This is a genomic window from Anaerobacillus sp. QJM3NY_17 (assembly GCF_056173665.1).
The window spans coordinates 4,037,201-4,049,790 of sequence record NZ_CM149685.1; the positions used below are offsets into that span (position 1 = coordinate 4,037,201).

The 12,590-nt window shown below is 47.5% G+C and carries 14 protein-coding genes; all 14 read right to left on the reverse strand.

Annotated features, from left to right (window positions below):
- Positions 1 to 26: 26 nt before the first annotated feature.
- The 14 genes from AC0VYV_RS20610 to AC0VYV_RS20675 all read right to left on the reverse strand — a co-directional run bounded on the left by AC0VYV_RS20610 (position 27) and on the right by AC0VYV_RS20675 (position 12,463).
- Complete coding sequence (locus AC0VYV_RS20610; RefSeq protein WP_475374228.1) at positions 27 to 1,235, reverse strand: M20 metallopeptidase family protein; 1,209 nt, start codon at positions 1,233 to 1,235, stop codon at positions 27 to 29.
- A gap of 143 nt (positions 1,236 to 1,378) precedes the next feature.
- Positions 1,379 to 2,110 (reverse strand): ATP-binding protein, encoded by a 732-nt coding sequence (locus tag AC0VYV_RS20615; RefSeq protein ID WP_475374229.1) that lies wholly within the window; start codon positions 2,108 to 2,110, stop codon positions 1,379 to 1,381.
- Positions 2,107 to 2,592, reverse strand: coding sequence for an ECF transporter S component (locus AC0VYV_RS20620; RefSeq protein ID WP_475374230.1), 486 nt, complete (start codon positions 2,590 to 2,592; stop codon positions 2,107 to 2,109). The genes AC0VYV_RS20615 and AC0VYV_RS20620 overlap by 4 nt, the downstream gene beginning before the upstream one ends.
- Positions 2,593 to 2,594: 2 nt before the next feature.
- Positions 2,595 to 3,185 carry a cob(I)yrinic acid a,c-diamide adenosyltransferase gene (locus AC0VYV_RS20625; protein ID WP_194218469.1) on the reverse strand — a complete coding sequence of 197 codons (591 nt, stop codon included), beginning with the start codon at positions 3,183 to 3,185 and terminating at the stop codon, positions 2,595 to 2,597.
- A 16-nt stretch (positions 3,186 to 3,201) separates the two neighbouring features.
- Positions 3,202 to 3,636: a bifunctional adenosylcobinamide kinase/adenosylcobinamide-phosphate guanylyltransferase gene (locus tag AC0VYV_RS20630; protein ID WP_194218468.1), complete on the reverse strand. Its 435-nt coding sequence runs from the start codon at positions 3,634 to 3,636 to the stop codon at positions 3,202 to 3,204.
- Positions 3,588 to 4,202: a histidine phosphatase family protein gene (locus AC0VYV_RS20635; protein WP_475374231.1), complete on the reverse strand. Its 615-nt coding sequence runs from the start codon at positions 4,200 to 4,202 to the stop codon at positions 3,588 to 3,590. The genes AC0VYV_RS20630 and AC0VYV_RS20635 overlap by 49 nt, the downstream gene beginning before the upstream one ends.
- Entirely contained in the window at positions 4,160 to 4,951 is a 792-nt protein-coding gene (gene cobS, locus AC0VYV_RS20640) for an adenosylcobinamide-GDP ribazoletransferase (RefSeq protein WP_475374232.1), read from the reverse strand. The genes AC0VYV_RS20635 and cobS overlap by 43 nt, the downstream gene beginning before the upstream one ends.
- Positions 4,948 to 6,435 carry a cobyric acid synthase gene (locus AC0VYV_RS20645; RefSeq protein ID WP_475374233.1) on the reverse strand — a complete coding sequence of 496 codons (1,488 nt, stop codon included), beginning with the start codon at positions 6,433 to 6,435 and terminating at the stop codon, positions 4,948 to 4,950. The genes cobS and AC0VYV_RS20645 overlap by 4 nt, the downstream gene beginning before the upstream one ends.
- Positions 6,432 to 6,995, reverse strand: coding sequence for a bifunctional adenosylcobinamide kinase/adenosylcobinamide-phosphate guanylyltransferase (locus tag AC0VYV_RS20650; RefSeq protein ID WP_475374234.1), 564 nt, complete (start codon positions 6,993 to 6,995; stop codon positions 6,432 to 6,434). The genes AC0VYV_RS20645 and AC0VYV_RS20650 overlap by 4 nt, the downstream gene beginning before the upstream one ends.
- Positions 6,983 to 8,047 carry a threonine-phosphate decarboxylase CobD gene (gene cobD / locus AC0VYV_RS20655; RefSeq protein WP_475374235.1) on the reverse strand — a complete coding sequence of 355 codons (1,065 nt, stop codon included), beginning with the start codon at positions 8,045 to 8,047 and terminating at the stop codon, positions 6,983 to 6,985. Before cobD ends, AC0VYV_RS20650 begins: the two co-directional genes overlap by 13 nt.
- Positions 8,025 to 8,987 (reverse strand): adenosylcobinamide-phosphate synthase CbiB, encoded by a 963-nt coding sequence (cbiB, locus tag AC0VYV_RS20660; protein ID WP_475374236.1) that lies wholly within the window; start codon positions 8,985 to 8,987, stop codon positions 8,025 to 8,027. The genes cobD and cbiB overlap by 23 nt, the downstream gene beginning before the upstream one ends.
- Complete coding sequence (locus AC0VYV_RS20665) at positions 8,984 to 10,453, reverse strand: adenosylcobinamide amidohydrolase (protein WP_475374237.1); 1,470 nt, start codon at positions 10,451 to 10,453, stop codon at positions 8,984 to 8,986. The genes cbiB and AC0VYV_RS20665 overlap by 4 nt, the downstream gene beginning before the upstream one ends.
- Positions 10,454 to 10,455: 2 nt before the next feature.
- Positions 10,456 to 11,496 (reverse strand): FecCD family ABC transporter permease, encoded by a 1,041-nt coding sequence (locus AC0VYV_RS20670; RefSeq protein WP_475367531.1) that lies wholly within the window; start codon positions 11,494 to 11,496, stop codon positions 10,456 to 10,458.
- Positions 11,480 to 12,463: an ABC transporter substrate-binding protein gene (locus tag AC0VYV_RS20675; protein ID WP_475366109.1), complete on the reverse strand. Its 984-nt coding sequence runs from the start codon at positions 12,461 to 12,463 to the stop codon at positions 11,480 to 11,482. Before AC0VYV_RS20675 ends, AC0VYV_RS20670 begins: the two co-directional genes overlap by 17 nt.
- Positions 12,464 to 12,590 lie beyond the last annotated feature (127 nt).

Here is a 12,590-nt window from a genome sequence, read left to right on the forward strand (position 1 = left end):
GCTTCAAACAGACACCTCCATAGAATTTAATTATTAATTGATTGATCCGTTTTTACAGAAAGGAGCGGAACTGCTTCAGGGTGAACAAGTGATAGGAACATTTTCCCTATATTCAGAATGGCTCGCTCATCTACATCAAAGTTGGGATGGTGATGAGGATAGACCGCGTTAATTTCAGGATTTCTTCCTCCAACAAAAAAGAAAGTTCCCGGGACCTCATTAAGATAGAAAGAGAAATCTTCCGCTCCCATTATTGGTTCTTTGTCGAACACATTCTTGGCACCGAAAAGCGATCTTGCTAATGACGAGGCTTTTTCTGTTTGGTCTTTATGATTCTTGAGAGCCATATGTCCCCGATTATAATGCACTTCTGCTTCTGCACCATAAGCTTTACAAGTCATATTACTTAATTGCGAAATCATGCTTTCAGCTCTATCTCGAACTTCATTATCGAAAGTGCGGACTGTTCCTTTTATAATTGCCTGATCAGCGATAACATTATGAGCATCACCGCTATGTATAGACCCTACCGTCACAACAACTGATTTCAATGGATCTGTGATTCTGCTCGCAATTTGTTGCAAACTAAGGATGACATGACTTGCAATGACAATTGGGTCTACCGTTTGATGAGGCATGGCACCATGCCCACCCTTCCCAGATATTGTGATATCAAATGTATCGGCAGCTGCCATCGTGTATCCATCATGAAAAAGTAAATGACCGATCGGATCATCAGCCCAAACGTGAGCTCCATATATTTCATCTACTCCATCCAAACACCCATCACGAATCATGGCTTCTGCTCCTCCAGGAGCCACTTCTTCGGCAAACTGATGGATAAGAACCACGTCACCTTCTATATCATCCTTTACCTGACTTAACACATTAGCAACACCAAGAAGCGCTGCGGTATGTAGGTCATGACCACACGCATGCATCACTCCAGGAATTTTTGATTTGTAAGGCACTTTCTTTTGATCTTGTATTGGTAAAGCGTCAAAATCAGCTCGTAATGCTATCGTCTTTCCAGGTTTCCCCCCGCGAATCGTCCCAACGACACCGTTCCCCCCAACTCCAGTTCTCACCTCTACGTCGAGGTTTTCTAAATAATTAACAATTTTTTTCGGCGTTTCTATTTCTTGTAGAGAAACCTCAGGATACATGTGAAAATCTCTTCTTAACTCAACGAGCTTCGGGTAAAGCAACTCTAGGTTCTTAAATAAATTTGCCATCGATATACTCCCTTCTAACATTTAAGATATTGTACATATTACCTTAATATTAAATTAATTCCAAATTTTCAAATTTATATAAAAATAAGCTATCTGAAGTCCACGTTTAATGGACTTCAGATAGCTTTTGTATTTTAAAGGGGTCAGGCACGTGCCTGACCCCTTCTTATTTCTACTACATGAAACAAGTTACCCGCTCGATCACGTAGTAGCTCCTCTACTTCTTCTCCATAAGTAACTATAAAACAAGTAGAAGGTCCTGATGATTTATGAACATCTAGCTCTACCTGTATCTTTTCAGCCGTCACTTCATCTTCAGCCAGAAGCTCATTTAACTCATACAATATCCCTTTCGATCCAACAGGCAATACAGCTCGAACGCCTTCCTGTTCACTCACCCACTGAAACAGATCAAGTGGTGCTATCGCATTCGGCTCGTTCATCACTTCATCGCCAACGAGCGGTTTACCGACTACGGCGAATCGGATACCATCACTTAGCGATACTTCCTGAAGTTCGTTACGTTGCTTCCTTCCAATTACCACAACGCCAAGCGCTGATTGAAGGAGAGGCATATTTGTTTCGGAGCTTCCTGTGATCGTAAGCTCGTTCATGCCTAATTCTCTTTTTCCTCGCTCGATGCCGCCCACAAGCTCCTCCCACTTTGCGCCGCCGCAGAAGTTATGTAAAACGACGGAAAGTGGCGTTGCTCCATGTGCGATATTTTCCATTACCGCAACGCGAAAAGCGAAGTAAGAAAGCACATCATATGGCACGTTCACGATATCATGCTCTTTCTCTCCAATGCCTCCGCTGTTATCGCTTGTGATCACGAGGTATCCGTTATCAAGCGGAATCATCGTACCATCTCTCATAAGCTCGCAAGTCCTTTTTTCTCAAAAATCGTTGCTAACCGCGGGATGAGAGCCATCGCAAGTACGAGATTGATCGCTGACGCAACAACTAGCCCTGGCATAATCGCCATGTAAAAGCCCGTGCCGAGCATAAAAAGAAACGGTAGTGGAGCAATAACTCCGTTTCCTACTAAAAAGAGTCCAACAGCTATTTTTCGTTTACTTTTCTCATAAAGCGCACCGAAAAGCCAAACGAGCGCTGCCATTTCTGCCGCGATTAGTAGATGCATGGGACCGAGCGGAAATCCGACAATAAGCGCAGATAGTATATGACCGAATCCTGCGATCAGCGCACCGCTCCTGCTTCCGAGAAGAACGGCGGCTACGAGCGCCGGAAACGCATCGAGCGCAACGCTTCCGATGACGGATGGGATTTTAATAAGCGCGCCAACAACGGATAGTGCAACGAACATGGCGAGAAGGCTTGCGCGTTTCCCCGACATGCCTACTCTCCTTTACGCTTGCCGCCGCGGAACACTTTTGCGCTTCTTGCGTACTCCACGTCTTTTACGTTCAAACGGAAATTGATCACGCGAGCAAGGGCGAAAAAGTAATCTGATAGGCGGTTTAAGTATTTCATTGGGACGGGTGGAATGTTTTCTTCTACTTTATTTAACGTAACAACGTGGCGCTCGGCGCGACGTGTGATTGTGCGAGCGATATGAATCGTTGCGGACGGCTTGCTTCCACCCGGTAAGATGAATTTCTCAAGCGCCGGCGCTTCTTCAATAAATTCATCGATGCGTCCTTCAAGGTACGTAATCGACTCTTCCATTAGCTTCATTTCTCGTTTTGGTGAGACGTTCGCAAGGTCGCCGCCACAGTCAAAAAGCTCGTGCTGAATTTTCTCCAAATCTTCTAGAAGATCCGTAAATTGATCTGAGCCAAGCTCGCTTAATTCAACGATCGCCTGTCCAACAAAGCCATTCGCTTCATCTACCGTACCGTAAGCTTCTACTCGTACATCGTCTTTATCGACTCTTCCCCCGATAATGCTCGTTTTTCCCTCGTCACCTGTTCGTGTATAAATTCTCATCCCTATTCCCCCTCGATTATTTTAGCTGCTGATTGAGTCCGTACCAGATCACATCAACACGGTCCGCTATGGCCGCTAAATCCTGGTACGCCCATCCTGTTAAATCACGCCATTCACGCTCTTCTTTTTCCATTGGTACAATTCCTTTAGTAATATCCGCGCCTATGATCACGACCGTCCGCTCATGTTGCTCACTTTCCCACGAGCGCCAGATGCCTAGTAGCGACTGCCAGATTGCCCGGCATTCTTCATGTCCCGAGTCAGCCGTAAGTCCTTTAATCCACTGTTCTACACCTTCAAGAACAACGACATCTCCGTAAAAGCGGCTTACATTAAGCGGGATTTTCATTTGGTCATAAGCGGATCTCCAGCAGTGATCCTCCGTTAATCCGTAGAACGTTTTCACCCATTTCGATTTGCCGTTATAGGCACCTCCTGTAACGAAGTGCATCGCATATCCCTCCTTAAATCATCTCGTTTCCATTCAAGCTCGATTCCTGAACCGTGGGGAACTTTCCATTCCCAAAACGAACGCTTATCTGGGGCATACTTGGTAAGCAAATAGCGAATAACGCCTCCGTGTGTAATCACGATGCCTCTTTGATTTGGTGATTCAATAACTTGTTCGATTACCGATTTAAACCCTTCCTCAATTCGCTGACCAAATTGAGCGAAGCTCTCACCTCCAGGTGGAGACATGACGAATGGATCATCAATCCAGCTTCTGTATTGGATATCATGTTCAAGGTCGGCATACGTTTTTCCTTCCCATTCCCCAAACAGGATTTCCCGCAACAGAGGCACGGGAATTCTTTTCCGATTCGGAAAGAGGCGTTTCGCTGTTTGCATGCATCGCTGCAAGTCGCTCATGAAAATAAGATCGTACTGATCAGCGTCGACTGTAGCAAGTTCTGCGGCTTCATTAAGCGGTGTATCTGTCCAGCCAATATAAGCACCGCGCTTGTTATCATCCGTTATCCCATGACGAAATAATGTAATAGCCACACGCTCATCCATAAGATCACCTCCATTCCTTCAACGCTCGCGCCGAGCACATCTCCGGTTACGCCGTTAAACCACCTAAGTATCTTTCTTCTCATCGCGGTCGCAAAAAGAACTGTCATTGCACTTAACAACAGCATGCCTAGAAAAACCTCCGGTGAGAGTAGCACCATCATTCCAATGAGCGTGAGCCAATAAATCGGATAAATCCATAAGCTTGATCGCTGAATCGATTTCTGAAAAAAGTAAGCAAGCCCCTCTTGTTTCGAAGGCTTAATGCTTAGCAAGAAGTACCCCATCACACTTTTGCTTAAAAAGGGTATGGACGCAATGAGGAGATACGAGCTGAACGTCGCCATTTGAATGATTTCATAAAGAAAAAGAAACCTTGCCGAGAGAAGCACAATCACCGAAAGCACGCCGAAAGCCCCTGTCCGTGGATCCTTCATAATCTCAAGACGTTTCCCTAAATCGCGATACGAGAAAAACGCATCGCTCGCATCCATCCAGCCGTCAAGATGAAGACCGCCCGTTAGCGCCATCAGAAACACCCATGTAATGAACGCAATCGCTAGCGACGAAAAAGGCGTCCATTCGATGAGCCCGTAAAGAAGCGCTGCCGATAGCATACCTTGAAGCAGCCCAAGAATCGGAAACGTTTGAATCGAGCGCGTTAACGGCTCCCGCTCCATTGGAAGTTCGCGTCGCACCGGGATAACGGTAAAAAATTGCACATTAATAAGAAATCCCTGCCACCAACTCATTGTCGCTCACGCTGAAACATGATGCTTTTCATAAGCTCCCAGTTCAAGTGTGGCTTCAGCTGGTTGGCGAGATGATCGTACGTTTTCTCTTTCATACTCGCACGGTTGATCAGCTCTTGTTGCGGTAAGCCTTTCCGCTTTCGCAGACGGTTCAGCCACTCGGTTCGCCATTCATCATTATGAAAAAGATGATGCAAATACGTGCCAATCACACGACCTTCTTCGCCATAGTAGCCTTCAGGCCGACCCTCGATCTGGAGAAAAGGTTTTGATGTATGAGCAAAACGTGTTTCCCCTAGATGAATTTCGTAGCCTTCGATTGTCATTGCTAGATTAGTAGCTGAATGCAGTGAACCGCTTGCTCGTACGGTAGTTTTTTCTTTATGAAACGACGTTTGCGCGGGAATGAGCCCCATTCCTTCAACCGTTTTCCCAGGCTCCCCTGTATCTGCGCCATAAGGATCCATCAGCGTCTCCGTTAGCATTTGATAGCCACCGCATATGCCAATAACGCTTCCGCCGCGTGCTATGTAGCTTTGTAACACGTCGTCAAAACCTCGATCCTTCAACCAATCCAAATCACGGATGGTACTTTTCGTTCCAGGAATAATGACTGCATCTGGCTCGCCAACTTCATCCGAGTGCTGCACCCAGCGAACTGTGACGTCCTCATCGTTAAACGGCTCCATATCGCTATAGTTTGAAATATAGGGAAGCTGAAGCACCACGATTTCAACCGCACCCTTTTTCTGTGTAAATCGATCGGTAAGCGAGAGAGAATCCTCCCCTTCCACATGATGCTCTACGTAAGGAAGGACGCCGATCATTGGTAGACCGGTTCGCTCTTCAAGCCATGTAATACCATCTTCGAAGAGCGCTGGATCGCCACGAAATTTGTTAATGATGATGCCTTTTACCCGCTTCCGCTCGTGAGCATCCAGGAGCTCAAGCGTGCCGACGATGCTTGCAAACACGCCGCCGCGATCGATATCCGCCACAAGAATGACAGGTACATCGGCCATTTCAGCCACTTTCATGTTCACGAGCTCGCGATCTTTTAAATTGACTTCAACCGGGCTGCCCGCTCCTTCCATCACAACCACATCATAGTTTTGCTGCAGGTGATCGAGCGCACGCTCAATGCTTTCTATGCCCATCTCGTAGTACGATTCTCGGTAATCTTTACCCGAGAGCGTACGGTAAGAGGTTCCGAACTGAATCACTTCCGCATGCTGATCGGATCTTGGTTTTAATAAGATCGGATTCATCCAGACGCTCGCTTCGGTTCTAGCCGCTTCTGCCTGCGCGCCCTGTGCCCGTCCGATCTCTTTTCCTTCCATTGTTACGTAAGAATTGTTCGACATGTTTTGTGATTTAAACGGAGCGACGGCATAGCCTTCGTTTGCAAGAAGACGGCAGAGGGCCGTCACGATCAAGCTTTTGCCAACGTCTGATGCCGTGCCTTGAATCATGACACCCTTCATGTGATTCCGTCTCCCTTCATAACCTGCGGCAGGCCCATTTCAATCAGATAAGCTTCGTCCGCTTGGCTAACAATCCACTGATGAATCTCACCAAGCAATCGCGCATAAACGGAGACAAGTTCCCCTTCTAACGGTTCATGCCCAAGTTCATTGCTAACAATGACGAGGGCTTCTGAGCTTTCGTTAAGTTTTTCGATATCAAGCTGAATTTTCTGTTTCGTCTGTTCCTGAAAAATGGCGTTTGACCAGTCTCCGTTTTGAAACAATTCATTAGATAGAAGCGTCGTTACGCAATCAAGCAAAACAACCGCGTTTGCCCCAAGCTGCGCGGTGGCGCTTCCTACATCCTTTGGGCATTCAACTGTTTGCCATGGAACGATGGCTTTTTCCCTATCCTGCTGGTGACGGCGTATTCGCGCTTCCATCTCTACGTCACTTGCCTGACCGCAGGCGATGTAATGAAGCGTACTGTTTTCTGTCCGGACCGAAGCTGCTCGCTTTTCCGCAAAACGACTTTTCCCGCTCCTCACGCCTCCGGTTATGAAGATCAGCGTCGCCATGATGCTAGCACCTCCATGAGTCGGTCGTTTTCATCGGAAGTTCGAATCGCAAATCTGAGCCATCGCCCGTTAAGACCCGGAAAATTCTCCGTATGCCTTGGGACGATGCCGTTTTTCATTAAGTAAAGTAGAAGCGGCGCTTGATCAATTTGTTCAGGATCTTTTAGCAAATAAAAATTCACGCTTGATCGTGAGTAGATATAGCGATGCTTTTCAAAAAAAGTCTGGAGTTTCTCCCGCTCCTCCTCGATAAACTTTCGCGTTAGCGTCATATACGCCTGTTCTTCGATACAAATCTCCCCCGCCATAAGCGCCAAAGCGTTAACGCTCCAGTGTGGCTTGAGCTTTTTAACTGTGCGAATCACTTCAGGATGCGCCATCATATAACCTAGACGTAAGCCTGGAATGGCGAACATTTTCGTTAACGAGCGCAGAATAATCAAGCGCTTATTTGTCAAGATCTCTACGGTATAACAGGGCTCTTTTTGTAAAAAGTCAGCGAAGGCTTCATCGATGATCAAATAGCAAGCTCTTTTATCCGCTTCAGCAATCAAGGTTCTGACTGATTCAGCATCGTATGAAACACCAGTTGGGTTATTTGGTGTACAGAGGAAAATGGCGTCAAGGTGATTCATTTTTTCAATAAGAGGATTTGGGTCAAGACGCCATCCCTCTTCAAGCATATGGTAAGTGATTTCGCATCCTGCACTACGGCACGCTTCTTCATATTCTGAAAAAGCCGGCTGCACGATGCAAACTCGTTTATGAAAAAGAAAACGGCCGACGAGCGTAATCAGCTCAGCACCACCATTACCTACGAGAACGTGACTTTCTTCCGTATCGTGCATTGCTGCAAGCTTTTTCGTTAGCGAGGACGCGTGGGGGTCAGGGTATGTTGTGATGAGGTTGAAAGCGTCAGGCCACTTTTCGATCAGCGCCTTTGGAGGACCGATTGGATTTAGGTTTGCGCTGAAATCGAGCGTCTCCTCAGGCTGTGCGATACTCAGCGATTCATATAAATAGTGCGGATTAGAGCCGTGTGATGGTAGCAATGAAAAGCCCTCCGATCCATAAGATAAATAGAAAAAGAATGCTCGTGCGATTCATGATCGCAATCGCTTTTGGAATATGTATGGCGCTTAGCTTAATAATGGGATCACCGATAAGCGCACGGTTTGAGACGATGCCTTTATATGTGTTCACCCCGCCAAGCTGCACGCCGAGAAGCGCTGCCGTTGCCGCTTCTCCCCACCCGCTGTTTGGACTCGGATGCTGTTTTGCATCGCGAAATAGAACGTGCCAGGCGCGGCTTCTTGCGGTATGCTCCGGCTTTTTGGAAAGCATCATGCAGCAGCCTGTGATGCGACTTGGAATCCAGTTCACAGCGTCATCAAGCTTCGCAGAGGCATAGCCAAATGCTTCGTATTTTTCGTTTCGATAGCCAACCATTGAATCACACGTGTTAATCGCTCGGTAGGCCACCGCCCCAACGCTACCGCCGATAAGCGCCCAGAATAGCGGTGCCGTAATGCCGTCGCTAGTGTTCTCAGCGACCGTTTCAACAGTGCCTCGCACGATTTCACTTTCATCGAGATGATCTGTATCACGTCCAACGATCCAGGAAAGCTTGCGTCGCGCCTCTGTCATATCACCTTGCTGGAGCGGCTTATATACGTCCAGTGCCGCCTGGCGCAAACTTTTCTGCGAAATCGTAGTTGCGATGAGAATGCCTTCAAAGAAAATCCCCACAAGCGGGTGAAGGGTGTAAGCAAGAAAAACGGTCAAACCGGTTAGAGTGATCACGACGACAAGAACGGTGAGCGTCATGAGGGCACCTTTTTGTTTGCGGTTCGCACCATAGTTCCAGCGTTTGTCGAGAAAGCTGATAAGTGAGCCAAACCACTTCACTGGATGCGGCCATTTTGGTGGATCGCCAATCAGCAGATCTAGAAAAAAAGCGAGGCTAATCGCAAGAAGGTGATACATGATCATAGCGAGAGCCTCGTACGGTACTTTTCAAGTGCCTCTGTCGTACAGTTGTAAACGGCGAGGCTAATCAATTTTCCGAGCGTTGTAATCGTGCCCGCGTATGCCTGATGCTGTCCACGCTGTGTCGCGGCGACCAGAATGCTGTCTGTAGAAGTACCTGTTGCTATGGTGCCTGTCACCGAGTCTTTTACTTGCTGGTCGTGCATGACCTTAACTTTTGCTTCCGTTGCGGTCATGATGCTTTGGATGAACGCTTCATCTGTGAGCGTTCCGTTTACGAAAATCCACGTGTTGATCGTTCCAGGGAGCGGCTCGTATACGTGCTCTGCGCTTTTCGATGCATCGACGGCGTTTCCAACGCCTGCCGTTACAACGACAAATACCGAAACGCCTTCATCTTCTACTAAGCGGTAAGAGACATCCTCTAATCGAACGGCCGTCATCATGCCAACTGTTTCTGTCGGATCGATGCCGTGCTCCTCTAAAAACGTCGCCATTTCTTCTTTATGATCTGAACAGCTGTAGCTTTTAGGGACGTGGCGGTTGACGAACGTGCGATACCAGCCAGTTCCAGATCCTACAACACCCGAAGACATCGTGCGAAGCGGAAATGGTGTCGTGAGCGTGATCATGTTATCTGACCGCTTAAGGTAGCGCTCATCAATGGTAAGATCGCTTTGATCCTCTGCCTGTTTTTCTGGCAATAACAGCATTTGTGGCTTTGGCACGGTCGGATGCGGATGCTTTTCAATTTTTGTGCGATAAACCGATTGAATGCGCTGTTCGTTTAGGACGTCATTTGGCTTGTTGTGCATGTTGATTTTCCCATTTTCAAGAAGAAGCAGGCGGTCACAGTACAGACCTGCCAGATTCAAGTCGTGAAAAATCGAAATCACTGTTAGCCCCTGTTCGCGCGTCCATTTTTTTAAGAGATCGAGCAGTTCTTTTTGATAAGAAAGGTCGAGGTGGTTCGTCGGCTCGTCTAATAAGAGAATCTCGGGTTCCTGCGCAAGCGCCTGTGCGAGAAAGACGCGCTGACGCTCACCGCCTGAGAGTTCGTTCACGTAGTTATCCGCGAAGGCGGCGATTCCCGTTTGCTCCATTGTACGCTGTACAACCGCCTCGTCATGCTCGCTCCACATTTGAAACCATCCCGTCTGATGGGCGTAGCGTCCGAGCGAAACGGTTTCTTTAACGGTATAAGGAAAAGCCTGATCCGCATGCTGTGGAAGAACCGCGAGCACGCGCGCTAGCTGTTTCGCTGAGTAGCTTGAGAGCGGCTTATCTTTAAGCAAGATCGAGCCGGACTTTGCTTTTAGAATGCCGCTAACCATTTTAAAAATAGTCGTTTTGCCGCTTCCGTTTGGTCCAACGATCCCGAGAAGCTCACCTTGATTCACATCAAACGAAATGTCATCAAGTACGTCGTGACCGGGGTATCCTCCTGTAACAGAATGTACGCTTAGCATGCTTATCCTCTTCTTTCCTTACGTCTTCGTATTAAAATAATGGCAAACACCGGGGCACCGATGAGCGATGTGATGACGCCAATCGGTAGTTCAGTTGGTGAAATGATCGTTCGTGAAATCAAATCAGCGATGATCAGAAAAGCAGCTCCAAGTAAAATGGATAGTGGCAGTAAATGCCTGTGATCCGGGCCCCATAGAAGGCGCGTTAAATGCGGAATCACAAGGCCAACGAAACCAATCGTTCCTGAAACCGCAACAGCTGCCCCTGTTAAAATCGAGCCGCCGATGAGAATCCAAAGCTTTCGTTTCGCGACGTTCACGCCGATATGCTGAGCGCGTTCTTCACCAAACGACATTGCGTTCAGCTCCCTGCTGCTAAAGAGCAGGATCCCTGAGCCGATGATGAAAAAGGGAAGAATAATTCCGATATATTCCCATCCTCGCATCGACACGCTTCCAAGGAGCCAGCCGATAATTTGACGAAGCTCCTCTCCAGTTAAAGCGATCATAAGTGACAGAAGTGAGCCAAGAAATGAGCTAAACACAATTCCTGTTAGGATGATCGTCTCCACGCGCATCGATCGCTCTATTTGTCGTGCGAAAAAGAGCACGAGAAAAATCGTGAGAATCGATGCAGCGATGCTCATAACTGGTAGGGTGAACATGCCGACAAACGGAATGGACAGGTTGAAAAACAGCACGAGTACCGCTCCAACTGATGCTCCGGATGAAACGCCGAGCACGTACGGATCCGCTAGTGGATTACGCAAAAGACCTTGAAAGGCGGCCCCTGCTATCGCAAGAGACGCCCCCACAAGACCTGCCAAAATGACGCGCGGCAAGCGAATATCCATCACAATTGTTGTAAACATTGGATCGGTTTTGCCTATGAATGGAAGGTGCAAAACTTCGCTTCCGATTAATTTTAGAATGGTAAGCACTGGAACTGAAACAGTACCGATTGAAATGCCAAGGAGCATGGCACCAATTAAGAGTGCTATCGCAATCGGATAGGCAATGAACCGTTTATTCAGCAAAAACATCCGGGTAAACCGCTTTTGCAAGTTCCTCTACTCCTTCAGTAAGACGAGGGCCAGAGCGCGTAACGAGGTCAGAGTGTACGTCAACAACCTGCTCTTCTTTGACAGCCGTTACGTCCTGCCAGCCGTCGCGGCTTAACACTTGTTCAACTGGCTTCTCTGTATAGTAGCCGTACGTTGTGATGATCACGTCAGGATTCGCTTCGATAATCGCTTCCTGATCCACCTGGTTCCAGCCTTCCTGATCGTGCGTCACGTTCTTCGCGTGAATCATCGTTAGCATGTCATCCATAAACGTATTCTTCCCTGGAGAGTAGATTTCAGGCGCAGGGGCAACTTCGACGAAGACATTTTTCTGATCTTCTTCACTAATGCTTTCTGCTTTTGCTTGAATGTCTTCAAGATCTTGCTTCATTTCATCGATCGTTGTTTCCGCTTCTTCCGTTTCACCAGTTGCTTGTCCGATCATTTCGATGGAAGCGTACACTTCATCGAAGCTTTTCGCATCGTTCACAACGAGTACGGTGATTCCAGCATCACGAAGCTGCTGTAGACCTGCTTCTGAGTTATGTGCGCTTGAGCCGTGTGCAAGTACGAGATCAGGCTTTAGAGAAATGATTTTCTCCACGTTAAATTCCATGCCGCCGATTTTTTCGATATCAGCCGTTTCTTCCGGATAGTTGGCGAAGTCAGATACGCCAACGACTTCTTCCCCTGCTCCCAGGTCGAAAAGGATCTCAGTGTTACTCGGGATTAAGGAGACAATTTTTTCAGGATCTTTTTCGATCGTAACATCCTGGTCCAATGCATCCGTTATCGTTACTGGGAAAGCGCTATCTTCTGACTGTTCAGCTTGCTCTGTATTCGCATTTCCTTCATTTGTCGCGCTGTTCTCTTCACTCGCTCCGCAACCTGCGATGATTCCTGTAACGAGAAAAAGTAAAACGAGTAGTGAATAAAGCTTTTTCATGTGTGTTTCTCCTCCTGTTTTCTGATGTCTCTAAACTAAAAAATCCCCACGCACGAGGGCATGGAGATGGTCGAATGGAAGTAACGGTGTGCCAAAGGCAGCACCTGAATCCGTTCGCACATCCCTA

Excerpts from the sequence above, each read along its gene's own strand:
- AC0VYV_RS20650 (WP_475374234.1), bottom strand. The coding sequence starts at position 6,995 with ATGGCGACGCTGATCTTCATAACCGGAGGCGTGAGGAGCGGGAAAAGT.
- AC0VYV_RS20675 (WP_475366109.1), bottom strand. The coding sequence starts at position 12,463 with ATGAAAAAGCTTTATTCACTACTCGTTTTACTTTTTCTCGTTACAGGA.
- AC0VYV_RS20665 (WP_475374237.1), bottom strand. The coding sequence starts at position 10,453 with ATGCTAAGCGTACATTCTGTTACAGGAGGATACCCCGGTCACGACGTA.
- AC0VYV_RS20645 (WP_475374233.1), bottom strand. The coding sequence starts at position 6,435 with ATGAAGGGTGTCATGATTCAAGGCACGGCATCAGACGTTGGCAAAAGC.
- AC0VYV_RS20630 (WP_194218468.1), bottom strand. The coding sequence starts at position 3,636 with ATGCACTTCGTTACAGGAGGTGCCTATAACGGCAAATCGAAATGGGTG.
- AC0VYV_RS20670 (WP_475367531.1), bottom strand. The coding sequence starts at position 11,496 with ATGTTTTTGCTGAATAAACGGTTCATTGCCTATCCGATTGCGATAGCA.
- AC0VYV_RS20615 (WP_475374229.1), bottom strand. The coding sequence starts at position 2,110 with ATGAGAGATGGTACGATGATTCCGCTTGATAACGGATACCTCGTGATC.
- AC0VYV_RS20620 (WP_475374230.1), bottom strand. The coding sequence starts at position 2,592 with ATGTCGGGGAAACGCGCAAGCCTTCTCGCCATGTTCGTTGCACTATCC.
- cbiB (WP_475374236.1), bottom strand. The coding sequence starts at position 8,987 with ATGATCATGTATCACCTTCTTGCGATTAGCCTCGCTTTTTTTCTAGAT.
- AC0VYV_RS20635 (WP_475374231.1), bottom strand. The coding sequence starts at position 4,202 with ATGGATGAGCGTGTGGCTATTACATTATTTCGTCATGGGATAACGGAT.
- AC0VYV_RS20610 (WP_475374228.1), bottom strand. The coding sequence starts at position 1,235 with ATGGCAAATTTATTTAAGAACCTAGAGTTGCTTTACCCGAAGCTCGTT.
- cobS (WP_475374232.1), bottom strand. The coding sequence starts at position 4,951 with ATGAGTTGGTGGCAGGGATTTCTTATTAATGTGCAATTTTTTACCGTT.
- AC0VYV_RS20625 (WP_194218469.1), bottom strand. The coding sequence starts at position 3,185 with ATGAGAATTTATACACGAACAGGTGACGAGGGAAAAACGAGCATTATC.